18 protein-coding genes, 4 tRNA genes and 3 rRNA genes are annotated in these 23,961 nt (G+C 55.3%); 18 read left to right on the top strand and 7 right to left on the bottom strand.

Annotated features, from left to right (window positions below; genetic code table 11):
- Nucleotides 1–81: 81 nt before the first annotated feature.
- The 7 genes from PUP35_RS21265 to PUP35_RS21235 all read left to right on the top strand — a co-directional run bounded on the left by PUP35_RS21265 (nt 82) and on the right by PUP35_RS21235 (nt 5,479).
- Nucleotides 82–1,623, top strand: a 16S ribosomal RNA gene (locus PUP35_RS21265).
- A 69-nt stretch (nt 1,624–1,692) separates the two neighbouring features.
- Nucleotides 1,693–1,769: transfer RNA gene (locus PUP35_RS21260), tRNA-Ile, on the top strand.
- Between the two features lie 107 nt (nt 1,770–1,876).
- Nucleotides 1,877–1,952, top strand: a tRNA-Ala gene (locus tag PUP35_RS21255).
- A 172-nt stretch (nt 1,953–2,124) separates the two neighbouring features.
- Nucleotides 2,125–5,030: ribosomal RNA gene (locus tag PUP35_RS21250) — 23S ribosomal RNA — on the top strand.
- A 72-nt stretch (nt 5,031–5,102) separates the two neighbouring features.
- Nucleotides 5,103–5,218 (top strand): 5S ribosomal RNA (gene rrf, locus PUP35_RS21245).
- The 16S, 23S and 5S rRNA genes sit together here with 4 tRNA genes alongside, the layout of an rRNA operon.
- Nucleotides 5,219–5,273: 55 nt before the next feature.
- Nucleotides 5,274–5,350: transfer RNA gene (locus PUP35_RS21240), tRNA-Asp, on the top strand.
- A gap of 53 nt (nt 5,351–5,403) precedes the next feature.
- Nucleotides 5,404–5,479: transfer RNA gene (locus tag PUP35_RS21235), tRNA-Trp, on the top strand.
- Between the two features lie 99 nt (nt 5,480–5,578).
- Here PUP35_RS21235 and hdfR read toward each other — a convergent pair.
- Nucleotides 5,579–6,400 (bottom strand): HTH-type transcriptional regulator HdfR, encoded by an 822-nt coding sequence (gene hdfR / locus PUP35_RS21230; RefSeq protein ID WP_133295337.1) that lies wholly within the window; start codon nt 6,398–6,400, stop codon nt 5,579–5,581.
- A gap of 118 nt (nt 6,401–6,518) precedes the next feature.
- On the opposite strand from hdfR, the gene PUP35_RS21225 reads away from it, so the two are divergent.
- Nucleotides 6,519–6,857 (top strand): DUF413 domain-containing protein, encoded by a 339-nt coding sequence (locus PUP35_RS21225; protein WP_008501577.1) that lies wholly within the window; start codon nt 6,519–6,521, stop codon nt 6,855–6,857.
- 31 nt (nt 6,858–6,888) lie between these two features.
- On the opposite strand, the gene PUP35_RS21220 is transcribed toward PUP35_RS21225, so the two are convergent.
- Nucleotides 6,889–8,409, bottom strand: coding sequence for a YifB family Mg chelatase-like AAA ATPase (locus PUP35_RS21220; RefSeq protein ID WP_127732614.1), 1,521 nt, complete (start codon nt 8,407–8,409; stop codon nt 6,889–6,891).
- A gap of 341 nt (nt 8,410–8,750) precedes the next feature.
- On the opposite strand from PUP35_RS21220, the gene ilvL reads away from it, so the two are divergent.
- From ilvL to ilvA, 7 genes are all read left to right on the top strand, one after another.
- A complete protein-coding gene (gene ilvL / locus PUP35_RS21215; protein ID WP_071844500.1) occupies nt 8,751–8,849 on the top strand; it encodes an ilv operon leader peptide in 99 nt (32 codons plus the stop codon).
- 86 nt (nt 8,850–8,935) lie between these two features.
- Nucleotides 8,936–8,986 (top strand): peptide IlvX, encoded by a 51-nt coding sequence (gene ilvX, locus PUP35_RS21210; protein WP_166792073.1) that lies wholly within the window; start codon nt 8,936–8,938, stop codon nt 8,984–8,986.
- A gap of 2 nt (nt 8,987–8,988) precedes the next feature.
- On the top strand, nt 8,989–10,635 hold the full coding sequence (gene ilvG, locus PUP35_RS21205; RefSeq protein WP_248175578.1) for an acetolactate synthase 2 catalytic subunit: 1,647 nt from the start codon (nt 8,989–8,991) through the stop codon (nt 10,633–10,635).
- A complete protein-coding gene (gene ilvM, locus PUP35_RS21200) occupies nt 10,632–10,895 on the top strand; it encodes an acetolactate synthase 2 small subunit (protein ID WP_024907956.1) in 264 nt (87 codons plus the stop codon). Before ilvG ends, ilvM begins: the two co-directional genes overlap by 4 nt.
- Nucleotides 10,896–10,913: 18 nt before the next feature.
- A complete protein-coding gene (gene ilvE / locus PUP35_RS21195) occupies nt 10,914–11,843 on the top strand; it encodes a branched-chain-amino-acid transaminase (protein ID WP_127732610.1) in 930 nt (309 codons plus the stop codon).
- Between the two features lie 60 nt (nt 11,844–11,903).
- Nucleotides 11,904–13,754 carry a dihydroxy-acid dehydratase gene (gene ilvD / locus PUP35_RS21190; RefSeq protein WP_115877001.1) on the top strand — a complete coding sequence of 617 codons (1,851 nt, stop codon included), beginning with the start codon at nt 11,904–11,906 and terminating at the stop codon, nt 13,752–13,754.
- 2 nt (nt 13,755–13,756) lie between these two features.
- Nucleotides 13,757–15,301 carry a threonine ammonia-lyase, biosynthetic gene (ilvA, locus tag PUP35_RS21185; RefSeq protein ID WP_039267211.1) on the top strand — a complete coding sequence of 515 codons (1,545 nt, stop codon included), beginning with the start codon at nt 13,757–13,759 and terminating at the stop codon, nt 15,299–15,301.
- On the opposite strand, the gene ilvY is transcribed toward ilvA, so the two are convergent.
- Nucleotides 15,298–16,188 (bottom strand): HTH-type transcriptional activator IlvY, encoded by an 891-nt coding sequence (ilvY, locus tag PUP35_RS21180; RefSeq protein WP_111963506.1) that lies wholly within the window; start codon nt 16,186–16,188, stop codon nt 15,298–15,300. The genes ilvA and ilvY overlap by 4 nt on opposite strands.
- Nucleotides 16,189–16,340: 152 nt before the next feature.
- On the opposite strand from ilvY, the gene ilvC reads away from it, so the two are divergent.
- Entirely contained in the window at nt 16,341–17,816 is a 1,476-nt protein-coding gene (gene ilvC / locus PUP35_RS21175) for a ketol-acid reductoisomerase (protein WP_021242831.1), read from the top strand.
- 93 nt (nt 17,817–17,909) lie between these two features.
- On the opposite strand, the gene ppiC (PUP35_RS21170) is transcribed toward ilvC, so the two are convergent.
- Nucleotides 17,910–18,191: a peptidylprolyl isomerase PpiC gene (ppiC, locus tag PUP35_RS21170; RefSeq protein WP_023309650.1), complete on the bottom strand. Its 282-nt coding sequence runs from the start codon at nt 18,189–18,191 to the stop codon at nt 17,910–17,912.
- Between the two features lie 50 nt (nt 18,192–18,241).
- Nucleotides 18,242–18,523: a peptidylprolyl isomerase PpiC gene (ppiC, locus tag PUP35_RS21165; protein WP_004886860.1), complete on the bottom strand. Its 282-nt coding sequence runs from the start codon at nt 18,521–18,523 to the stop codon at nt 18,242–18,244.
- Between the two features lie 112 nt (nt 18,524–18,635).
- Here ppiC (PUP35_RS21165) and rep point away from each other — a divergent pair, with 112 nt between their 5' ends.
- A complete protein-coding gene (gene rep / locus PUP35_RS21160) occupies nt 18,636–20,660 on the top strand; it encodes a DNA helicase Rep (protein WP_115877002.1) in 2,025 nt (674 codons plus the stop codon).
- A gap of 50 nt (nt 20,661–20,710) precedes the next feature.
- On the opposite strand, the gene gppA is transcribed toward rep, so the two are convergent.
- A complete protein-coding gene (gppA, locus tag PUP35_RS21155) occupies nt 20,711–22,195 on the bottom strand; it encodes a guanosine-5'-triphosphate,3'-diphosphate diphosphatase (protein ID WP_021242833.1) in 1,485 nt (494 codons plus the stop codon).
- Between the two features lie 6 nt (nt 22,196–22,201).
- Nucleotides 22,202–23,470, bottom strand: a complete 1,269-nt coding sequence (rhlB, locus tag PUP35_RS21150; protein ID WP_111963512.1) for an ATP-dependent RNA helicase RhlB — start codon at nt 23,468–23,470, stop codon at nt 22,202–22,204.
- Between the two features lie 144 nt (nt 23,471–23,614).
- On the opposite strand from rhlB, the gene trxA reads away from it, so the two are divergent.
- On the top strand, nt 23,615–23,944 hold the full coding sequence (gene trxA / locus PUP35_RS21145; RefSeq protein WP_006179218.1) for a thioredoxin TrxA: 330 nt from the start codon (nt 23,615–23,617) through the stop codon (nt 23,942–23,944).
- Nucleotides 23,945–23,961 lie beyond the last annotated feature (17 nt).

Genomic DNA, 23,961 nt, shown 5'->3' with positions numbered 1-23,961 from the left:
CTTCGGACAATAAATGAATACCAAGTCTCTGAGTGAACATGCGTAATTCATTACGAAGTTTAATTCACGAGCATCAAACTTAAATTGAAGAGTTTGATCATGGCTCAGATTGAACGCTGGCGGCAGGCCTAACACATGCAAGTCGAGCGGCAGCGGAAAGTAGCTTGCTACTTTGCCGGCGAGCGGCGGACGGGTGAGTAATGTCTGGGAAACTGCCTGATGGAGGGGGATAACTACTGGAAACGGTAGCTAATACCGCATAACGTCGCAAGACCAAAGAGGGGGACCTTCGGGCCTCTTGCCATCAGATGTGCCCAGATGGGATTAGCTAGTAGGTGGGGTAACGGCTCACCTAGGCGACGATCCCTAGCTGGTCTGAGAGGATGACCAGCCACACTGGAACTGAGACACGGTCCAGACTCCTACGGGAGGCAGCAGTGGGGAATATTGCACAATGGGCGCAAGCCTGATGCAGCCATGCCGCGTGTATGAAGAAGGCCTTCGGGTTGTAAAGTACTTTCAGCGGGGAGGAAGGCGGTGAGGTTAATAACCTCATCGATTGACGTTACCCGCAGAAGAAGCACCGGCTAACTCCGTGCCAGCAGCCGCGGTAATACGGAGGGTGCAAGCGTTAATCGGAATTACTGGGCGTAAAGCGCACGCAGGCGGTCTGTCAAGTCGGATGTGAAATCCCCGGGCTCAACCTGGGAACTGCATTCGAAACTGGCAGGCTAGAGTCTTGTAGAGGGGGGTAGAATTCCAGGTGTAGCGGTGAAATGCGTAGAGATCTGGAGGAATACCGGTGGCGAAGGCGGCCCCCTGGACAAAGACTGACGCTCAGGTGCGAAAGCGTGGGGAGCAAACAGGATTAGATACCCTGGTAGTCCACGCCGTAAACGATGTCGACTTGGAGGTTGTGCCCTTGAGGCGTGGCTTCCGGAGCTAACGCGTTAAGTCGACCGCCTGGGGAGTACGGCCGCAAGGTTAAAACTCAAATGAATTGACGGGGGCCCGCACAAGCGGTGGAGCATGTGGTTTAATTCGATGCAACGCGAAGAACCTTACCTACTCTTGACATCCAGAGAACTTTCCAGAGATGGATTGGTGCCTTCGGGAACTCTGAGACAGGTGCTGCATGGCTGTCGTCAGCTCGTGTTGTGAAATGTTGGGTTAAGTCCCGCAACGAGCGCAACCCTTATCCTTTGTTGCCAGCGGTTAGGCCGGGAACTCAAAGGAGACTGCCAGTGATAAACTGGAGGAAGGTGGGGATGACGTCAAGTCATCATGGCCCTTACGAGTAGGGCTACACACGTGCTACAATGGCGCATACAAAGAGAAGCGACCTCGCGAGAGCAAGCGGACCTCATAAAGTGCGTCGTAGTCCGGATTGGAGTCTGCAACTCGACTCCATGAAGTCGGAATCGCTAGTAATCGTAGATCAGAATGCTACGGTGAATACGTTCCCGGGCCTTGTACACACCGCCCGTCACACCATGGGAGTGGGTTGCAAAAGAAGTAGGTAGCTTAACCTTCGGGAGGGCGCTTACCACTTTGTGATTCATGACTGGGGTGAAGTCGTAACAAGGTAACCGTAGGGGAACCTGCGGTTGGATCACCTCCTTACCTTAAAGAACCTGCCTTTGTAGTGCTCACACAGATTGTCTGATGAAAAACAGCAGTAAAAATCTCTGCAGGCTTGTAGCTCAGGTGGTTAGAGCGCACCCCTGATAAGGGTGAGGTCGGTGGTTCAAGTCCACTCAGGCCTACCAAATTTTCCCTGATACTGCGTTGCGGCAACGCTCACATACTGATGTATGCTTCGCGTTACCACGCCTTGTCTCAGGAAAAATTACCGGTACAGAGATTGCAAAACGATGGGGCTATAGCTCAGCTGGGAGAGCGCCTGCTTTGCACGCAGGAGGTCTGCGGTTCGATCCCGCATAGCTCCACCATCTTTTACTGCAAACACAAGAAAACTTCAGAGTGAACCTGAAAAGGTGCACTGCGAAGTTTTGCTCTTTAAAAATCTGGATCAAGCTGAAAATTGAAACGACACATCTTTAATGGTGTGTTCGAGTCTCTCAAATTTTCGCAATCTTGAAGTGAAACATCTTCGGGTTGTGAGGTTAAGCGACTAAGCGTACACGGTGGATGCCCTGGCAGTCAGAGGCGATGAAGGACGTGCTAATCTGCGAAAAGCGCCGGCGAGGTGATATGAACCTTTGACCCGGCGATGTCCGAATGGGGAAACCCAGTGCAATTCGTTGCACTATCGTTAACTGAATACATAGGTTAACGAGGCGAACCGGGGGAACTGAAACATCTAAGTACCCCGAGGAAAAGAAATCAACCGAGATTCCCCCAGTAGCGGCGAGCGAACGGGGAGCAGCCCAGAGTCTGAATCAGCTTGTGTGTTAGTGGAAGCGTCTGGAAAGTCGCACGGTACAGGGTGACAGTCCCGTACACGAAAGCACACAGGCTGTGAACTCGAAGAGTAGGGCGGGACACGTGGTATCCTGTCTGAATATGGGGGGACCATCCTCCAAGGCTAAATACTCCTGACTGACCGATAGTGAACCAGTACCGTGAGGGAAAGGCGAAAAGAACCCCGGCGAGGGGAGTGAAAAAGAACCTGAAACCGTGTACGTACAAGCAGTGGGAGCACCTTCGTGGTGTGACTGCGTACCTTTTGTATAATGGGTCAGCGACTTATATTCTGTAGCAAGGTTAACCGTATAGGGGAGCCGAAGGGAAACCGAGTCTTAACTGGGCGTTAAGTTGCAGGGTATAGACCCGAAACCCGGTGATCTAGCCATGGGCAGGTTGAAGGTTGGGTAACACTAACTGGAGGACCGAACCGACTAATGTTGAAAAATTAGCGGATGACTTGTGGCTGGGGGTGAAAGGCCAATCAAACCGGGAGATAGCTGGTTCTCCCCGAAAGCTATTTAGGTAGCGCCTCGTGAATTCATCTTCGGGGGTAGAGCACTGTTTCGGCTAGGGGGCCATCCCGGCTTACCAACCCGATGCAAACTACGAATACCGAAGAATGTTATCACGGGAGACACACGGCGGGTGCTAACGTCCGTCGTGAAGAGGGAAACAACCCAGACCGCCAGCTAAGGTCCCAAAGTCATGGTTAAGTGGGAAACGATGTGGGAAGGCACAGACAGCCAGGATGTTGGCTTAGAAGCAGCCATCATTTAAAGAAAGCGTAATAGCTCACTGGTCGAGTCGGCCTGCGCGGAAGATGTAACGGGGCTAAACCATGCACCGAAGCTGCGGCAGCGACGCTTATGCGTTGTTGGGTAGGGGAGCGTTCTGTAAGCCGTTGAAGGTGTGCTGTGAGGCATGCTGGAGGTATCAGAAGTGCGAATGCTGACATAAGTAACGATAAAGCGGGTGAAAAGCCCGCTCGCCGGAAGACCAAGGGTTCCTGTCCAACGTTAATCGGGGCAGGGTGAGTCGACCCCTAAGGCGAGGCCGAAAGGCGTAGTCGATGGGAAACAGGTTAATATTCCTGTACTTGGTGTTACTGCGAAGGGGGGACGGAGAAGGCTATGTTAGCCGGGCGACGGTTGTCCCGGTTTAAGCATGTAGGCGGAACGACCAGGTAAATCCGGTCGTTTATTAACGCTGAGGTGTGATGACGAGGCACTACGGTGCTGAAGTAACAAATGCCCTGCTTCCAGGAAAAGCCTCTAAGCATCAGGTAACACGAAATCGTACCCCAAACCGACACAGGTGGTCAGGTAGAGAATACCAAGGCGCTTGAGAGAACTCGGGTGAAGGAACTAGGCAAAATGGTGCCGTAACTTCGGGAGAAGGCACGCTGATATGTAGGTGAAGCCCCTGCGGGTGGAGCTGAAATCAGTCGAAGATACCAGCTGGCTGCAACTGTTTATTAAAAACACAGCACTGTGCAAACACGAAAGTGGACGTATACGGTGTGACGCCTGCCCGGTGCCGGAAGGTTAATTGATGGGGTTAGCGGCAACGCGAAGCTCTTGATCGAAGCCCCGGTAAACGGCGGCCGTAACTATAACGGTCCTAAGGTAGCGAAATTCCTTGTCGGGTAAGTTCCGACCTGCACGAATGGCGTAATGATGGCCAGGCTGTCTCCACCCGAGACTCAGTGAAATTGAACTCGCTGTGAAGATGCAGTGTACCCGCGGCAAGACGGAAAGACCCCGTGAACCTTTACTATAGCTTGACACTGAACACTGGTCCTTGATGTGTAGGATAGGTGGGAGGCTTTGAAGCGTGGACGCCAGTCTGCGTGGAGCCGTCCTTGAAATACCACCCTTTAATGGCTGGTGTTCTAACGTAGACCCGTGATCCGGGTTGCGGACAGTGTCTGGTGGGTAGTTTGACTGGGGCGGTCTCCTCCCAAAGAGTAACGGAGGAGCACGAAGGTTAGCTAATCCTGGTCGGACATCAGGAGGTTAGTGCAATGGCATAAGCTAGCTTGACTGCGAGAGTGACGGCTCGAGCAGGTGCGAAAGCAGGTCATAGTGATCCGGTGGTTCTGAATGGAAGGGCCATCGCTCAACGGATAAAAGGTACTCCGGGGATAACAGGCTGATACCGCCCAAGAGTTCATATCGACGGCGGTGTTTGGCACCTCGATGTCGGCTCATCACATCCTGGGGCTGAAGTAGGTCCCAAGGGTATGGCTGTTCGCCATTTAAAGTGGTACGCGAGCTGGGTTTAGAACGTCGTGAGACAGTTCGGTCCCTATCTGCCGTGGGCGCTGGAGAATTGAGGGGGGCTGCTCCTAGTACGAGAGGACCGGAGTGGACGCATCACTGGTGTTCGGGTTGTCATGCCAATGGCACTGCCCGGTAGCTAAATGCGGAAAAGATAAGTGCTGAAAGCATCTAAGCACGAAACTTGCCCCGAGATGAGTTCTCCCTGAGACTTTAAGTCTCCTGAAGGAACGTTAAAGACTATGACGTTGATAGGTCGGGTGTGTAAGCGCAGCGATGCGTTGAGCTAACCGATACTAATGAACCGTGAGGCTTAACCTTACAACGCCGAAGGTGTTTTGGCGAAGAGACAGAACAATCAAATTTCAGCCTGATACAGATTAACAGAATTTGCCTGGCGGCTTTAGCGCGGTGGTCCCACCTGACCCCATGCCGAACTCAGAAGTGAAACGCCGTAGCGCCGATGGTAGTGTGGGGTCTCCCCATGTGAGAGTAGGGAACTGCCAGGCATCAAATTAAGTAGTAAGCCGGTGCATAAATCCGGTGGTTACAGCAGTCTTCGGTGGAGCGGTAGTTCAGTCGGTTAGAATACCTGCCTGTCACGCAGGGGGTCGCGGGTTCGAGTCCCGTCCGTTCCGCCACTTATTAAGACATTAAGCCTGCCTTTTTGGCAGGCTTAATGGCAAAAAACTTTAGGGGCGTAGCTCAGTTGGTAGAGCACCGGTCTCCAAAACCGGGTGTCGCGAGTTCGAGTCTCTCCGCCCCTGCCATATATAATCCTTTGCTTCGGCAAAGGATTTTTTTTTGCCTGAAATCCAGCAAAAAGGCCTCTTCTTAATATTCAGCCAGCATTTCTGCTGGCTGATGTATCAATCCATTACATTGATTTTTAACAGATCTTTTATCTGTGCTTGCTTATCACTGTTTTGCAGCCAAATTGCATACAGCGGTCTGGTAAGCGTGGTGGAATCCATCACCGTATGCAGCCCCGCTTTAGCGTCTGCCCAGCGAACAGGTAACCAGGTACATCCTCTCAGCAAGGGCAGTTGCTGACAGGCGATCTCCGCAGAGCTGGTCGTTAACTGTGGAACATCATCAGGTGCAATCAATCCAGTCTCATGCTGCTGAAAATCTGGCCCCCATTCCAGGCGCAAATAGGTCAGATCTGCCTTCATCATCGAAGGTTCAGAGGCATAAAGCGCCAGGCCAAACTGGCCTACAATCTGGCTGCTAAATTCGTCCATCTTGGGGGCTTCAGTTGTGATCAGAAGATCAAGCTGACGCTCATGAAGCTGCTTAACCAGCGACTGCCGTTGCGCAATTCTCGCTTCAAATTGCAGGTGGCCGTGTGAATGATACAGCCGGGTAAGCCACTGACTTAGCATACATTCCCACAGAGAAGCGCTGGCCCCAATCGAGAACTCATTATGCCTCGAAGTATGCGCCACCTCTTTACGTGCTGCCTGCCAGGTATTCATGAGCGTTTCTGCGTACGGCAGCAGTTTCTCACCGGCAGGCGTTAAGCGAATATTGTTGCGATGGCGAGTAAAAAGATTCACACCCAGTTGATTTTCCAGCTGTCGAATACGAAAACTGACTGCTGACTGCGTCAGGTAAAGGGCTTCAGCTGCTCGCCCAAAGTGGCGTGTTCTGCTCACTTCAAGGAAAGTTTTAAGCAATTCCGTATCCACATCTTTCTCCGCAAAATTATTTGTCGTTATGATTTAAATGTTTTGTTTTACACTCTGTCAAGCGTAACTAATACTCCGCGCCATAAATAGCTCGGCCAAAGAATTAGGAGCGTGTAGGATGGCGGAAAGCTTTACGACGACTAATCGTTTTTTCGACAATAAACATTATCCGCGCGGGTTCTCTCGTCACGGCGATTTCACCATCAAAGAAGCTCAACTGCTTGAGCGCCATGGTTATGCCTTTAACGAGCTGGATCTGGGTAAGCGTGAACCTGCGACCGAAGACGAAAAACAGTTTGTTTCCGTTTGCCGTGGTGAGCGTGAGCCTCAGTCTGAAGCGGAACGTGTGTGGATCAAGTATATGGCACGCATTAAGCGTCCAAAGCGCTTCCATACGCTGTCTGGCGGCAAGCCGCAGATGGAAGGTGCAGAAGACTACACCGAGTCTGATGATTAAAATGAAGAGAAGGGGCTACGGCCCCTTTTTTTTATGCCAGCAACTTCTGCAGATGCAGCAGCAAACGATCGATAGCGCGGTAGCTCAGCGCCTCCTGCAAATGCTTTCTCTCAATGTCAGTGCACCCCTCCACGTCAGCAATGGTTCTGGCCACTTTTAGCAAACGCTGCCACGCACGTATAGACAGCCCAAAGCGCGTCAACGTCTCCTCAAGCCATCCCGCATCCTCACTGTTAAGGGAACAAAACTGCCGGATCCCGGCATTATCCAGCCGGGCATTTAGCCTGTTCTGACGAGCATACTGTCGCGTCTGGGCCGCAATCACCCGCTCGCGTACATCCGCTGAGCTTTCACCCGTGATACCCGTCTGCCTGAGCAGACCCGGCGGAGGAAGGGGGATTTCGAGGGATAAATCGAAACGGTCAAGGAACGGGCCGGATAACTTACCCAGATAGCGCAACGTTTGCTCCGGCGTACAGCGGTTATGGTTGCCCTGGTAGTGGCCCGTCGGGCTGGGATTCATCGCCGCGACCAGCTGAAACTGCGCGGGATAGCTTATTTTGGCCCGCGTGCGCGAGATATGTATTTCGCCAGATTCAATAGGTTCTCTCAGTGCATCCAGCACGCGGCGCTCAAACTCGGGCAGCTCATCGAGAAATAGAATTCCATTATGGGCCAGTGAGATCTCTCCCGGCCCGGGGATAGACCCGCCGCCGACCATTGCGGTCAGTGAAGCGCTATGATGTGGGGAACGAAAAGGGCGACGGCGCCACTGTTTTTGCAACGATGCAGAACTGATGAGGCTATATATGGCAGCGCTTTCCAGCGCTTCATGATTATTGAGCGGTGGAAGCAATCCACTCAACCTGCTCGCCAGCATCGTTTTCCCCGTACCTGGTGGACCAATCAACAGAAGATTGTGCCCACCTGCGGCCGTAATCTCCAGCGCCCGTTTCCCTTGCTCCTGCCCCATAATCTCGCTGAGATCCTCCGGGACGTCGGTTATAACATCGTCACACTCCTCCGGCTCGGACAGTTCATGTCGTCCTTCCAGCCAGGCACAAACTTCCTGTAAATGTCCCGCGATGAGGCATCCTTTCTCGGCGATAAGACTCACTTCTGATGCGTTTTCATTTGCGACAATGATTTGCCGCCCGGCACGTATGGCCTCCAGCGCTCCTGATATCGCACCGGGAACGCCTCTTAACGCGCCTGTGAGCGCGAGTTCACCCACGAACTCATACAAGCCTAGCCTTGTCGTATTAAGCTGCTCAGAAGCCGCGAGAAGGGCAATTGCGATAGGTAAATCGTATCGTCCCCCCTCTTTAGGCAGATCGGCGGGAGCAAGGTTGATGGTGATCTTCTTCGCAGGGAAGGTATAACCGCTATTTATTATTGCGCTGCGAACGCGATCCCTGGCCTCTTTAACCGTCGTTTCAGGTAAACCGACAAGCGTGAGTCCGGGTAGCCCATTACTCAAATGAACCTCAACGGAAACAAGCGGTGCCTTTACCCCGAGAGCCGCACGCGTATAAACAACTGACAGTGACATTTGCACTACCTCCTGGTGTGACTATGCCAGCGCCTTTTTTGTCTGTTTAGCGTCATTTTGCTGATTTACGCCGCCTGTTCAGAGATTTTAAGCGCACGCTGAAACAATTGCATAACCGTGGAAGCTTCCTCGCAGAATGTAAAAAGCCCCGTTTTGACGTTAAGAACTGCAGTAAAAAAATGAAAAATATTCATTTTCTAATTTCTTTATATAAAACAAAGATTTTAAGAAATATGATTCGCTGCCTAATCAAATCCGTCATAAATAAATCTTGTGTTTGATTTAAAAACTGTGATAACTCTTTAGGTATTCCTTCGAACAAGATGCAAAAAGAACTGAAAATGACAGCCCTTCTACGAGTGATTATCCTGGTCGTGATTAGCGTGGTGGTGATTATTATCCCACCGTGCGGGGCTGCACTTGGACGAGGAAAGGCTTAGAAATCAAGCCTTAACGAACTAAGACCCCCGCACCGAAAGGTCCGGGGGTTTTTTTATGACTAAAAAACGTAAATGAGGAGCAGAGAATGACGACTAGCACAAAATTCTGTTTCTCCCGATTTATGACGGGGAACTAACTATGAATGGGGCACAGTGGGTAGTACATGCGTTGCGCGCGCAGGGAGTCGAGACAGTATTCGGTTATCCAGGTGGCGCAATTATGCCGATTTACGATGCACTGTATGACGGCGGCGTGGAACATCTCTTGTGCCGACACGAGCAGGGCGCAGTGATGGCGGCCATTGGCTACGCCCGCGCGACCGGCAAAACCGGCGTGTGTATGGCGACGTCAGGCCCGGGCGCAACTAACCTCATCACCGGCCTGGCTGACGCGCTGCTGGACTCTGTTCCCGTTGTTGCCATCACCGGGCAGGTGGCGTCTCCGTTCATCGGTACCGACGCTTTTCAGGAAGTCGATGTACTGGGTTTATCGCTGGCCTGCACCAAACACAGTTTCCTCGTTCAGTCTCTGGAAGAGCTGCCGCGCGTAATGGCAGAAGCGTTCGAAGTGGCCAGCTCAGGCCGTCCTGGTCCGGTTCTGGTCGATATCCCGAAAGATATCCAGGTGGCACCTGGCGATCTGGAACCCCACTTCTCCACCGTTGAAAGCGACGACGCGTTTCCGCATGCGGAAGTTGAAGAGGCCCGTCAGATGATGGCGCAGGCGAAACAGCCGATGCTGTACATCGGCGGTGGCGTCGGGATGGCGCAGGCCGTTCCCGCCCTGCGTGAATTTATCGCGGTAACGCAAATACCTGCCACCTGCACGCTGAAAGGGTTGGGTGCGGTAGATGCAGACTATCCGTACTATCTGGGCATGCTGGGGATGCACGGCACCAAAGCGGCAAACCTGGCGGTGCAGGAGTGCGATCTGCTCATCGCCGTAGGTGCCCGTTTTGACGACCGCGTCACCGGCAAGCTGAATACCTTTGCGCCGAGCGCTAAAGTCATCCATATGGATATCGACCCGGCGGAAATGAACAAGCTGCGTCAGGCGCACGTTGCGCTGCAGGGCGATCTCAACGCGCTTTTACCGGCATTGCAGAAGCCGCTGGATATCAACGCATGGCGTCAGCACACCGCCGATATGCGCGCCGAGCACGCATGGCGTTACGATCACCCCGGCGAGGCCATCTACGCGCCGCTGCTGTTGAAGCAGTTGTCAGATCGCAAACCTGCTGATAGCGTCGTCACCACCGACGTCGGCCAGCACCAGATGTGGTCCGCGCAGCATATGACCTACACCCGCCCGGAAAATTTCATCACCTCCAGCGGGTTAGGGACGATGGGCTTCGGTCTGCCAGCAGCCGTTGGCGCGCAGGTCGCCCGCCCGAACGATACCGTTATCTGTATCTCCGGTGACGGCTCCTTCATGATGAACGTCCAGGAGCTCGGCACCGTTAAACGCAAGCAGTTGCCGCTGAAAATCGTCTTGCTCGACAACCAGCGTTTAGGGATGGTTCGCCAGTGGCAACAGCTGTTCTTCCAGGAGCGCTACAGCGAAACGACTCTCACCGATAACCCCGATTTCCTCACCCTGGCCAGCGCCTTTGGCATCCCTGGCCAGCACATCACCCGTAAAGATCAGGTTGAAGCGGCGCTCGACACCATGCTGAACAGCGATGGGCCTTACCTGCTTCATGTCTCAATCGACGAACTCGAGAACGTCTGGCCGCTGGTACCGCCTGGTGCCAGTAATTCACAAATGATGGAGAAATTATCATGATGCAGCATCAGGTCGCCGTACAGGCTCGCTTCAACCCGGAAACTTTAGAACGCGTTTTGCGTGTGGTGCGTCATCGTGGTTTTCAGATTTGCTCTATGAATATGGAGACAGCCACTGACGCCCGGAATATCAGTATCGAATTAACCGTTGCCAGCCCGCGGTCGGTCGACTTACTGTTTAGTCAGTTATCAAAGCTGGTAGACGTTGCCCATGTTGCCATCTGCCAGAGCACAACCACATCACAACAAATCCGCGCTTAAGCGTGACAGGACGAAAAAATGACGACAAAAAAAGCTGATTACATTTGGTTCAACGGTGAGATGGTTCGCTGGGAGGACGCGAAGGTCCACGTGATGTCCCACGCGCTGCATTACGGTACCTCCGTGTTTGAAGGCATCCGCTGCTACGATTCTCACAAAGGGCCAGTGGTGTTCCGCCATCGCGAACACATGCAGCGTCTGCATGACTCAGCCAAAATTTATCGTTTCCCGGTATCTCAGAGCGTTGATGAGCTGATGGAAGCCTGCCGCGACGTGATCCGTAAGAACAACCTCACCAGCGCCTATATTCGTCCGCTGGTCTTCGTGGGTGACGTCGGTATGGGCGTGAACCCGCCGGCCGGCTATACCACTGATGTGATCATTGCCGCGTTCCCGTGGGGTGCTTACCTGGGTGCTGAAGCCCTGGAGCAGGGGATCGACGCAATGGTCTCTTCCTGGAACCGCGTTGCGCCAAACACCATCCCGACCGCCGCGAAAGCGGGCGGTAACTACCTCTCTTCATTGCTGGTCGGCAGCGAAGCGCGCCGTCACGGTTACCAGGAAGGTATCGCGCTCGATGTGAATGGCTACATCTCCGAAGGCGCAGGTGAAAACCTGTTTGAAGTGAAAGACGGCATTCTGTTTACGCCACCATTCACCTCCTCCGCGCTGCCGGGCATCACCCGTGACGCCATCATCAAGCTGGCGAAAGACCTGGGTATCGAAGTGCGCGAGCAGGTGCTGTCCCGCGAATCCCTGTACCTGGCCGATGAAGTGTTTATGTCCGGTACCGCGGCTGAAATCACCCCGGTGCGCAGCGTAGACGGTATTCAGGTGGGCGAAGGCCGCTGTGGCCCGGTCACCAAACGCATTCAGAAAGCGTTCTTTGGCCTCTTCACCGGCGAAACAGAAGATAAATACGGCTGGTTGGATCAGGTTAATCACTAAGCATAAATTTGGGACGGCACGCACCGTCCCATTACATAGTCAGACGGGAGTCAATAAAGCATGCCTAAGTATCGTTCAGCCACCACCACCCACGGCCGCAACATGGCGGGTGCCCGCGCGCTGTGGCGCGCCACTGGAATGACCGACGCCGATTTCGGTAAGCCGATTATCGCCGTGGTGAACTCCTTCACCCAGTTCGTACCGGGCCACGTGCACCTGCGCGATCTGGGTAAACTGGTAGCCGAGCAAATCGAAGCCTCCGGCGGCGTGGCGAAAGAGTTCAACACCATTGCGGTCGATGACGGTATCGCGATGGGTCACGGGGGCATGCTCTATTCACTGCCGTCGCGCGAGCTGATCGCCGACTCCGTAGAGTACATGGTTAACGCCCACTGCGCCGATGCCATGGTCTGTATCTCCAACTGCGACAAAATCACCCCGGGGATGCTGATGGCTTCCCTGCGTCTGAATATTCCGGTGATCTTCGTCTCCGGTGGCCCAATGGAAGCGGGGAAAACCAAGCTCTCCGACAAAATCATCAAGCTCGACCTGGTCGATGCGATGATCCAGGGCGCGGACCCGAAAGTCTCTGACGAGCAGAGCGATCAGGTGGAACGCTCCGCGTGTCCGACCTGCGGCTCCTGTTCCGGTATGTTCACGGCGAACTCCATGAACTGCCTGACCGAAGCGCTGGGCCTGTCTCAGCCGGGCAACGGCTCGCTGCTGGCGACCCACGCCGACCGTAAGCAGCTGTTCCTCAACGCCGGTAAGCGCATCGTTGAGCTGACCAAGCGCTACTACGAGCAGGATGACGCCAGCGCGCTGCCGCGCAGCATTGCCAGTAAAGCCGCGTTCGAAAACGCCATGACGCTGGATATCGCCATGGGCGGTTCCACCAATACCGTTCTGCACCTGCTGGCTGCCGCACAGGAAGCCGAAATCGACTTCACCATGAGCGATATCGACAAGCTGTCCCGCAAAGTGCCGCAGCTGTGTAAGGTCGCACCAAGTACCCAGAAGTACCACATGGAAGACGTGCACCGTGCCGGTGGTGTAATCGGTATTTTGGGCGAGCTGGATCGCGCCGGTCTGCTAAACCGTGACGTGAAAAACGTGCTCGGGCTGACGCTGCCGGAATCGCTGGACCAGTTCGACGTGATGCTGACCAAAGACGACGCGGTGAAAAAAATGTTCCGCGCCGGTCCTGCCGGTATTCGTACCACGCAGGCCTTCTCCCAGGATTGCCGCTGGGACACGCTGGACGATGACCGCGCCGAAGGCTGCATCCGCTCGCTGGAACACGCCTACAGCAAAGACGGCGGCCTGGCCGTGCTGTACGGAAACTTTGCGGAAAACGGCTGCATCGTGAAAACCGCAGGCGTGGACGACAGCATCCTGAAATTCACCGGTCCGGCGAAGGTGTACGAAAGCCAGGATGAAGCGGTAGACGCCATCCTTGGCGGTAAAGTGGTTGAAGGCGACGTGGTTGTTATTCGCTACGAAGGGCCGAAAGGCGGTCCGGGCATGCAGGAGATGCTCTACCCAACCACCTTCCTGAAATCGATGGGCCTCGGTAAAGCCTGCGCGCTGATCACCGACGGGCGTTTCTCCGGCGGTACTTCCGGCCTCTCTATCGGCCACGTTTCCCCGGAAGCGGCAAGCGGCGGCAACATTGCCATCATCGAAGACGGCGATCTGATCGAAATCGACATTCCGAATCGCGGCATTCAGCTCAAGCTGAGTGACCAGGAGATCGCAGCCCGTCGTGAAGCGCAGGAAGCGCGCGGCGACAAAGCCTGGACGCCCAAAGATCGCCAGCGCGAAGTCTCCTTTGCCCTGCGCGCCTACGCGAGCCTTGCCACCAGTGCAGATAAAGGCGCGGTGCGCGATAAATCGAAACTCGGGGGCTAACGATGGCCGAGTCACAACCCTTATCCGCCGCCCCTGAGGGGGCGGAATATCTCAGGGCGGTGCTGCGCGCACCGGTCTATGAAGCCGTGCAGGTCACGCCCCTGCAGAAAATGGAAAAGCTCTCTTCGCGCCTCGACAACGTCATTCTGGTGAAGCGCGAAGACCGCCAGCCGGTGCACAGCTTCAAGCTGCGCGGTGCCTACGCGATGATGGCCGGACTGACCGATGAGCAAAAAGCGCGCGGCGTGATTACCGCGTCGGCGGGCAACCACGCGCAGGGCGTGGCGTTCTCGTCTGCTCGTCTGGGGCTGAAAGCGCTGATCGTGATGCCGGTTGCTACCGCAGACATCAAGGTCGACGCGGTGCGCGGTTTCGGCGGTGAAGTATTACTCCACGGGGCTAACTTTGACGAAGCAAAAGCCAAAGCGATTGAGCTGGCGCAGCAGCAGGGTTTCACCTGGGTGCCGCCGTTCGACCACCCGATGGTGATTGCCGGGCAGGGCACGCTGGCGCTGGAGCTCCTGCAGCAGGATGCCCATCTCGACCGCGTCTTTGTTCCGGTGGGCGGCGGTGGCTTAGCCGCAGGCGTGGCGGTGCTGATCAAACAGCTGATGCCGCAGATCAAAGTCATTGCCGTGGAAGCGGAAGATTCTGCCTGCCTGAAAGCGGCGCTGGATGCCGGGCATCCGGTAGACCTGCCGCGCGTCGGGCTGTTTGCCGAGGGCGTGGCGGTGAAGCGTATTGGCGACGAAACCTTCCGCCTGTGCCGGGAATATCTCGACGATATCGTCACGGTGGATAGTGATGCGATCTGCGCGGCGATGAAGGATCTCTTCGAAGACGTTCGTGCGGTGGCGGAACCGTCCGGCGCTCTGGCGCTGGCGGGCATGAAAAAATACATCGCGCAGCACAACATTCGCGGCGAGCGTCTGGCGCACGTGCTTTCTGGTGCCAACGTGAACTTCCACGGTCTGCGCTACGTGTCCGAGCGCTGCGAGCTGGGGGAACAGCGTGAAGCGCTGCTGGCGGTGACCATTCCGGAAGAGAAGGGCAGCTTCCTGAAATTTTGTCAGCTGCTGGGCGGCCGTTCGGTGACGGAGTTTAACTACCGTTTTGCCGATGCTAAAGACGCCTGCATTTTTGTTGGCGTGCGTCTGAGCCGGGGCGTGGAGGAGCGTAAAGAGATCCTCAACCTGCTGCATGAAGGCGGCTATAGCGTAGTCGATCTCTCCGACGATGAGATGGCGAAGCTGCACGTGCGCTACATGGTCGGCGGGCGTCCATCGAAGCCGCTCAGGGAACGTCTGTTCAGCTTTGAGTTCCCGGAATCGCCTGGCGCGCTGCTCAAGTTCCTGCACACGCTGGGCACGCACTGGAACATCTCCCTTTTCCACTACCGCAGCCACGGCACCGACTACGGCCGCGTGCTGGCGGCGTTTGAACTGGGCGAGCACGAGCCGGATTTCGAAACGCGGCTGAACGAGCTGGGCTATGAGTGTCACGACGAAACCCATAACCCGGCGTTCAGGTTCTTTCTGGCAGGTTAGTGGTTCGGCAATATCGTCCAGAACGCATCAATAAGCGGCTCATGCAGCCGCTTTTTTTGTGCGCACACGCCAAGCTCAAACGGCGTTTTCTCATCGCTGCGCTCCAGAATCATCACGCGATTGCGCACCGGTTCCGGGCTATTTTCCAGCACCACCTCCGGCAGCAGCGCCACGCCGCAGCCGAGCGCCACCATCGACACCATTGCCTCATGGCCGCTGACCGTGGCGTAAATCGACGGGTTGCTGATTTTCTGGCGGCGGAACCACAGCTCAATACGACGGCGCACCGGCCCCTGATCGGCCATGATAAACGGTACCGTGGACCAGTCCGGTTTTTCCACCGACACCTGGTTACGCACCGGGCAGGGCAGCGCCGGGGCAATGAGTACCACCGCCAGATTCTCCAGCATGGAGAATGCCACCGCGCCCGGCAGGGTTTCAGGTTTCCCGGCAATGGCGAGATCCGCTTCGCCCGTCACCACTTTTTCCATTGCGTCGGAGGCATCGCCGGTGGTGAGCTTAATTTCAACCGACGGATGCGCCGCGCGGAAGCGGTCAAGGATGGGTGGCAGATGGCTGTAGGCGGCGGTCACGGAGCAAAAAATATGCAGCTCGCCGGAAAGTGACGGCCCCTGCTGGTCAATCGAGTGCCGCAGCTGCTGGTACTGCAGCAGCGTCTGCTGGGCAAAAATGCGTAGCTCTTCGCCCGCTTCCGTGAGGGTGACGGTGCGGTTGTCGCGCACGAACAGGGGCTGGCCGAGGTCTTCCTCAAGGCGCTGGATCTGGCGTGAAAGCGTGGAGGGGCTAACGTGCATCGCCCGGGCGCTGCGGCCAAAATGACGGCTTTCCGTCAGGTGCAGGAACATTTTCAGATCGCGTAAATCCACCGATTCCACTCCCTCTTTTTACATTGCAAAAATTGCAACATGACGTTGTGAATATATCAATTCCCGCAATAAATTTCCTGTTGTAATGTGGGTACATTCTCGCTGAAACGCGAACCGAACAATAAGACACACAACATCACGAGGTATCACCCATGGCTAACTACTTTAATACACTGAACTTGCGCCAGCAGCTGGCGCAGCTGGGCAAATGCCGCTTCATGGCGCGCGACGAATTTGCCGATGGCGCGAGCTACCTTCAGGGTAAAAAAGTGGTCATCGTCGGCTGTGGCGCACAGGGTCTGAACCAGGGCCTGAATATGCGTGACTCCGGTCTGGATATCTCCTACGCCCTGCGCAAAGAAGCGATTGCCGAGAAGCGTGCTTCCTGGCGTAAAGCGACCGAAAACGGCTTCAAAGTGGGTACCTACGAAGAGCTGATCCCGCAGGCGGATCTGGTAGTTAACCTGACCCCGGACAAGCAGCACTCAGACGTTGTGCGTTCCGTACAGCCGCTGATGAAAGACGGCGCGGCGCTGGGTTACTCCCACGGCTTCAACATCGTTGAAGTGGGCGAGCAGATCCGTAAAGACATCACCGTGGTGATGGTTGCACCGAAGTGCCCGGGTACCGAAGTTCGTGAAGAGTACAAGCGTGGCTTCGGCGTGCCGACCCTGATCGCGGTTCACCCGGAAAACGATCCGAAAGGCGAAGGCATGGCGATTGCCAAAGCATGGGCAGCGGCGACCGGCGGTCACCGTGCTGGCGTGCTGGAATCGTCCTTCGTTGCCGAAGTGAAATCTGACCTGATGGGCGAGCAGACCATTCTGTGCGGCATGCTGCAGGCCGGTTCTCTGCTGTGCTTCGATAAGCTGGTGGAAGAGGGTACCGACCCGGCATATGCGGAAAAACTGATTCAGTTCGGCTGGGAAACCATCACCGAAGCGCTGAAGCAGGGCGGTATTACGCTGATGATGGACCGTCTGTCCAACCCGGCAAAACTGCGTGCTTACGCGCTGTCTGAACAGCTGAAAACCATCATGGCACCGCTATTCCAGAAACACATGGACGACATTATCTCCGGCGAATTCTCTTCCGGCATGATGGCGGACTGGGCGAACGACGATAAGAAACTGCTGACCTGGCGTGAAGAGACCGGTAAAACCGCGTTCGAAACCGCGCCACAGTACGAAGGTAAAATCGGCGAGCAAGAGTACTTCGATAAAGGGGTGCTGATGATCGCGATGGTGAAAGCAGGCGTTGAGCTGGCGTTCGAAACCATGGTGGATTCCGGCATCATCGAAGAGTCCGCGTACTACGAATCACTGCACGAGCTGCCGCTGATTGCGAACACCATCGCCCGTAAGCGTCTGTACGAAATGAACGTGGTTATCTCTGATACCGCGGAATACGGTAACTACCTGTTCTCTTACGCCTGCGTACCGCTGCTGAAAGAGTTTATGACTACTCTGCAGACTGGCGATCTGGGTAAAGCGATTGCAGAAGGTGCCGTGGACAACGCGCAGCTGCGCGATGTGAACGAAGCCATTCGCAGCCACCAGATCGAGAAAGTGGGTCACAAATTGCGTGGCTACATGACCGATATGAAGCGCATCGCGGTAGCGGGTTAACAACAGGGGCGGGCTGATGCCCTCACCCCGCCCCTCTCCCACAGGGAGAGGGTGCAAACATTAAAGGCCTTCTCTAAGAGAAGGCCTTGCTGTTTATTTCCGGTACAGCACTTTAATGATGTGATAACCAAACTGGGTATGCAGCGGGCCGGTTGGCTCCAGCACCGGGCAGGAGAACACCACTTTATCGAACGCCGGAACCATCTGACCCTGGCGGAACTCACCCAGATCGCCGCCGCGTTTGCCTGACGGGCAGATGGAGTGCTTCTTCGCCAGCTTCCCGAAGTCGGCACCGTTTTTAATCTGCTCCAGAAGATCTAAAGCCAGTTTCTCTTCTTTAACGAGAATGTGCACTGCTGCTGCTGTTTTTGCCATGATCGTGCCTTGAATAGGTTGAAATAAATCGGGGCGCAATATACCACGCGTCAGCGGCGATAAAGCACCTTAATGATATGGTAGCCAAATTTGGTTTTTACCGGGCCGTAGGGCTTCAGAAGCGGGCAGCTAAAGACCGCCTGATCGAACGGGCCGACCATCGCACCTTGTTGAAACTCGCCGAGATCCCCACCATTGCGCCCGGAAGGGCATTTAGAGTAGCGCTTCGCCAGATGATCAAAGCTGATGCCGCGCTCCAGCTTGGCCAGGATCTCCTGGGCCAGTTTCTCTTCTTTTACCAGAATATGCAGGGCTGCTGCGGTCTTTTTCATGGTTCTGCTCTACGGGTTAAACGCGATTTCTCCACTTTATCATTAGCCGGTAAATCTGCGCCCGGCTTTCTGCTACAATCCACACCCCGTTCGAAGATTGAGCAACACTCCCATGCGTTTAAACCCTGGACAACAACAAGCGGTCGAATTCGTTACTGGACCATGCCTGGTGCTGGCAGGGGCCGGTTCGGGTAAAACCCGTGTGATCACCAACAAGATCGCCCATCTGATCCGCAACTGCGGGTATCAGGCGCGACACATTGCGGCGGTCACCTTTACCAATAAAGCGGCGCGTGAGATGAAAGAGCGCGTCGGTCAGACGCTTGGCCGTAAAGAAGCGCGCGGCCTGATGATCTCCACCTTCCACACGCTGGGGCTGGATATCATCAAACGCGAGTATGCGGCGCTGGGAATGAAGTCCAACTTCTCCCTCTTCGATGACACCGACCAGGTGGCGTTGCTCAAAGAGCTCACCGAGGGGCTGATCGAAGATGACAAAGTGCTGTTGCAGCAGCTGATCTCGACGATCTCGAACTGGAAAAACGATCTGATGACCCCGGCGCAGGCCGCGGCGATCGCCAAAGGCGAACGGGATCGGATTTTCGCCCACTGCTACGGTCTGTACGATGCGCATATGAAAGCGTGCAACGTGCTGGACTTTGACGACCTGATCCTGCTGCCCACGCTGCTGCTGCAGCGCAATGAAGAGGTGCGCGAGCGCTGGCAGAATAAAATCCGCTACCTGCTGGTGGATGAATATCAGGACACCAACACCAGTCAGTACGAGCTGGTGAAGCTGCTGGTGGGGAATCGGGCGCGTTTCACCGTGGTAGGCGACGACGATCAGTCAATTTACTCCTGGCGCGGCGCGCGTCCACAAAACCTGGTGCTGCTGAGCAAAGATTTCCCGGCGCTGCAGGTGATTAAGCTCGAGCAGAACTACCGCTCCTCCGGGCGTATCCTGAAGGCAGCAAACATCCTGATTGCCAATAACCCGCACGTATTCGAGAAGCGTCTCTTCTCCGAACTGGGCTACGGAACGGAGCTGAAAGTGCTCAGCGCCAACAATGAGGATCATGAAGCGGAGCGAGTCACGGGAGAACTCATCGCTCACCACTTCGTCAACAAAACCGAATATAAGGATTACGCGATCCTCTATCGCGGTAACCACCAGTCGCGCGTCTTTGAAAAGATGCTGATGCAGAACCGCATTCCGTACAAAATTTCGGGCGGCACGTCGTTCTTCTCACGACCAGAAATCAAAGACCTGCTGGCTTATCTGCGCGTGCTCACTAACCCGGATGACGACAGCGCGTTTCTGCGTATTGTGAATACGCCAAAACGCGAGATAGGCCCGGCGACGCTGCAAAAGCTCGGCGAGTGGGCGATGACCCGCAACAAAAGTATGTTTACTGCCAGCTTTGACATGGGGCTGAGCCAGACGTTAACCGGGCGTGGCTATGACTCGTTAACCCGCTTCACCCACTGGCTCGGCGAAGTACAGCGTCTCGCGGAGCGCGAGCCGGTGGCTGCAGTGCGCGATCTCATTCACGGCATCGACTATGAGTCCTGGCTGTATGAAACCTCAGCCAGCCCGAAGGCGGCTGAGATGCGCATGAAGAACGTTAACCAGCTTTTCAGCTGGATGACCGAAATGCTGGAGGGCTCTGAAATCGACGAGCCTATGACCCTGACGCAGGTCGTCACCCGCTTTACCCTGCGCGACATGATGGAGCGCGGTGAGAGCGAAGAAGAGGCCGATCAGGTTCAGCTCATGACGCTGCATGCGTCAAAAGGGCTGGAGTTTCCGTATGTCTATCTGGTTGGTATGGAAGAGGGATTGTTGCCGCACCAGAGCAGCATTGATGAAGATAACGTCGATGAGGAGCGCCGCCTGGCCTACGTGGGGATCACCCGCGCGCAGAAAGAGCTGACGTTCACGCTGTGTAAAGAGCGCCGCCAGTATGGCGAACTCGTCCGCCCGGAGCCGAGTCGTTTCCTGCTGGAACTGCCGCAGGATGACCTGATTTGGGAGCAGGAGCGCAAAGTGATTACCGCGGAAGAGCGGATGCACAAGGGGCAGGCTAACGTGGCGAACATTCGCGCCATGCTGGCTAAAGCCAAAGAGAAAGGATAATGATGAGTAGCCGGGCAAGGCGAAGCCGCCACCCGGCAATGTTCAGCGTATTACTTTACTTCCAGCACCCAGTGCACATAGCTCTGCCACTGGCACTCCTGCTCGATCATCTCGGCCCCTAACGGGTGACGTTCAATCCAGTTTTCCGGCAGCGTCAGCGAAAGCTTCTCGTCATCGGCCACAAGATTAATGGCTGGCAGCAAATCATCGCGGCGGCGGCTGGCAAACAGGATCGCCAGACGCAGCAGGCGGCAGAGATGCTCGGCCACGCGCGGCGGTACGGCGTTTTGCTGATGCAGAGAGGAGAGATCGACTGCATTGGTTTGGTTCAGCAGCAGCGTTGCCAGCAATTTTTTCTGCGCGGGCGTGTAGCCCGGTAAATCAAGGTTGCGGACCAGATACGCTGCGTGAGCCGGTGCCTGCTTAAAATCAATGCTCAGCCCTACTTCATGTAGCGCGCACGCGCTCAGGAGTAAATCCCGGCTCAGGTGATCAAGATCCCAGACGTTAGCGACCTGATCGGCGAAGCGTGACGCCAGCTGCGATACGCGTCCTGCCTGATCGATATCAACCAGAAAACGACGCTGCACGTTGCGCAGGGTACGGCTACGGATATCCTGATCGACCGACAGATGCAGCATCCCGTAGACCAGGCCTTCACGCAGCGCACCGCCGGCCAGGGTCATACACTGGATGTTCAGCTCGGTGAAAATAGCGATAAGAATGGCCAGCCCGCTCGGGAAGACCAGCGCGCGTTCGAGCGTCAGGCCTTCAATTTCCAGCTCTTCCAGGCGTCCGCACTGAATGGCGCGCTGTTTCAACTGCTGAAGCTTAGCAAGCGTAATCCGCTCGTCCATTCCCTGCGCCATCATGATTTCCTGCAGGGCCTGCACGGTCCCGGACGCACCCACGCAGACTTTCCAGCCGTGATAGCGCAGTTCATCCATGACCGGGCGTAATACCTCGCGCGCGGCGTTTTCCGCCTCGTCGAAGTTCTCTTTACCCAGATTACGATCGGTAAAGTAGCGCTCAAGCCAGGTCACGCAGCCCATCGAGAGGCTGAACAGCGACGTTGCCTGCGCGCCGGTGCCGGTCACAAGCTCGGTACTGGCACCGCCGATATCCACCACCAGGCGGCGATCGTCACCCCCCGTGGTGTGTGCAACTCCCTGATAAATCAGACGAGCTTCTTCTTCACCGCTGATAACCTGAACCGGGCAACCGAGAATTTCCTGCGCTCTGGCAATAAAATCCACGGCGTTAACCGCCAGGCGAAGTGTCGCAGTGGCGACGACGGTGATTTGGGCATGCGGGATATCCTGCAGACGCTCGGCAAAGAGTCGCAGACACTGCCAGCCACGTTCCATGGCTTCAGGTGAGAGGTGGTTATCGCTGCTCAGGCCCGCCGCGAGGCGGACCTTGCGCTTGATGCGCGTCAGCGTTTGTATGCTTCCCGCCACCTCGCGCACAACCAGCATATGAAAACTATTCGAACCGAGATCAATTGCCGCATAAAGCGAGGTGGAGCTGAGCATATTTTCTTAACCTGAACGACGACGATTACGCGGTGCGCCGCCTGAACGACGCGGACCATTGCCGGAGCGTGGGCGGGTTAGACGCTTAGGCGGCGGCAGTTCGCTTAACAGCGCTTCCGGATTGTATTTGCTCTGCGGGATAGAGTGACCGATATAAGTCTCAATGGCTGGGAGATTCAGCGCATACTCTTCACATGCAAGGCTAATAGAGTGTCCGCTTGCGCCCGCGCGACCGGTACGACCGATACGGTGTACGTAGTCTTCGCAGTCGTCTGGCAGATCGTAGTTAAAGACATGCGTCACGGCTGGAATGTGTAAACCACGTGCCGCCACGTCGGTTGCGACCAGAATATCGAGATCGCCACGGGTGAACTCTTCCAAAATACGCAGGCGTTTTTTCTGTGCGACGTCGCCGGTCAACAGGCCAACACGGTGACCGTCTGCAGCCAGATGGCCCCAGATGTCTTCACAACGATGTTTGGTGTTCGCAAAGATGATGGCGCGATCTGGCCACTCTTCTTCAATCAGCGTTTGCAGCAGACGCATTTTCTCTTCATTGGAAGGATAGAAGAGCTCTTCTTTAATGCGGTGACCCGTTTTCTGCTCAGGTTCCACTTCTACATATTCGGCGTTGTTCATCTGTTCGAACGCCAGTTCGCGTACGCGGTATGAGAGGGTTGCAGAGAACAGCATATTCAGACGCTGATTGGCCGGAGGCATACGGCGGAACAGCCAGCGAATGTCTTTAATGAAGCCGAGATCGTACATGCGGTCAGCTTCATCGAGCACCACAACCTGGATTGCGCCGAGGTTAATATGGTTCTGTTTAGCGTAGTCGATAAGACGGCCGGTGGTACCGATCAGGATATCCACACCGCTTTCGAGCACTTTCAGCTGTTTATCGTAGCCGTCGCCGCCGTAGGCCAGGCCAATCTTCAGGCCCGTAGCCTGCGCCAGGGGTTCAGCGTCTGCGTGGATCTGTACCGCCAGTTCTCGCGTCGGGGCCATAATTAGCGCGCGCGGCTGGTTAACTTTGCGGTCTGCAATCGCTGGGTGAGAAAGTAAATAATGAAACGTTGACGTTAAAAACGCCATCGTTTTGCCGGTACCGGTTTGCGCCTGCCCGGCAACATCGCGACCGGCCAGCGTCAGCGGCAGCGCGAGGGCCTGAATGGGCGTGCAGTTATGAAACCCTTTATTTTCAAGGGCTTCAATCACCTTCGGGTGCAGCGCGAAGTCGGAAAACTTCTGTTCTGTTAAATGTGTTTTGCTCATAGTGTGGTAGAATATCAGCTTACTATTGCTTTACGAAAGCGTATCCGGTGAAATAAAGTCAACCTTTAGTTGGTTAATGCGACATCAACACGTCGTTGGTGGAGACAAAACCAACGTACCAGGCTTATTCCTGTGGAGTTATATATGAGCGATAAAATTATTCACCTGACTGACGACAGTTTTGACACGGACGTACTTAAGGCTGACGGGCTGATCCTCGTCGATTTCTGGGCTGAATGGTGTGGTCCTTGCAAAATGATCGCCCCGATTCTGGATGAGATCGCCGACGAATATCAGGGCAAACTGACCGTTGCCAAGCTGAACATCGACCAGAACCCGGGCACCGCACCAAAATACGGTATCCGTGGCATCCCAACCCTTCTGCTGTTCAAAAACGGCGAAGTGGCAGCGACCAAAGTGGGTGCGCTGTCCAAAGGTCAATTGAAAGAGTTCCTGGACGCTAACCTGGCGTAAGGTTTCTCCGCTGTGCG

Source organism: Enterobacter sp. S-33 (genome assembly GCF_028735835.1).
In the GTDB taxonomy this organism is placed as follows: Bacteria; Pseudomonadota; Gammaproteobacteria; order Enterobacterales; family Enterobacteriaceae; genus Enterobacter; species Enterobacter vonholyi.
This window is presented reverse-complemented; position numbering and strand designations above follow the sequence as displayed.

Coding starts and splice junctions, on each gene's coding strand:
- PUP35_RS21225 (WP_008501577.1), top strand. CDS start 6,519: ATGGCGGAAAGCTTTACGACGACTAATCGTTTTTTCGACAATAAACAT.
- PUP35_RS21220 (WP_127732614.1), bottom strand. CDS start 8,409: ATGTCACTGTCAGTTGTTTATACGCGTGCGGCTCTCGGGGTAAAGGCA.
- ilvL (WP_071844500.1), top strand. CDS start 8,751: ATGACAGCCCTTCTACGAGTGATTATCCTGGTCGTGATTAGCGTGGTG.
- ilvG (WP_248175578.1), top strand. CDS start 8,989: ATGAATGGGGCACAGTGGGTAGTACATGCGTTGCGCGCGCAGGGAGTC.
- ilvM (WP_024907956.1), top strand. CDS start 10,632: ATGATGCAGCATCAGGTCGCCGTACAGGCTCGCTTCAACCCGGAAACT.
- ilvE (WP_127732610.1), top strand. CDS start 10,914: ATGACGACAAAAAAAGCTGATTACATTTGGTTCAACGGTGAGATGGTT.
- ilvD (WP_115877001.1), top strand. CDS start 11,904: ATGCCTAAGTATCGTTCAGCCACCACCACCCACGGCCGCAACATGGCG.
- ilvA (WP_039267211.1), top strand. CDS start 13,757: ATGGCCGAGTCACAACCCTTATCCGCCGCCCCTGAGGGGGCGGAATAT.
- ilvC (WP_021242831.1), top strand. CDS start 16,341: ATGGCTAACTACTTTAATACACTGAACTTGCGCCAGCAGCTGGCGCAG.
- ppiC (WP_023309650.1), bottom strand. CDS start 18,191: ATGGCAAAAACAGCAGCAGCAGTGCACATTCTCGTTAAAGAAGAGAAA.
- ppiC (WP_004886860.1), bottom strand. CDS start 18,523: ATGAAAAAGACCGCAGCAGCCCTGCATATTCTGGTAAAAGAAGAGAAA.
- rep (WP_115877002.1), top strand. CDS start 18,636: ATGCGTTTAAACCCTGGACAACAACAAGCGGTCGAATTCGTTACTGGA.
- gppA (WP_021242833.1), bottom strand. CDS start 22,195: ATGCTCAGCTCCACCTCGCTTTATGCGGCAATTGATCTCGGTTCGAAT.
- rhlB (WP_111963512.1), bottom strand. CDS start 23,470: ATGAGCAAAACACATTTAACAGAACAGAAGTTTTCCGACTTCGCGCTG.
- trxA (WP_006179218.1), top strand. CDS start 23,615: ATGAGCGATAAAATTATTCACCTGACTGACGACAGTTTTGACACGGAC.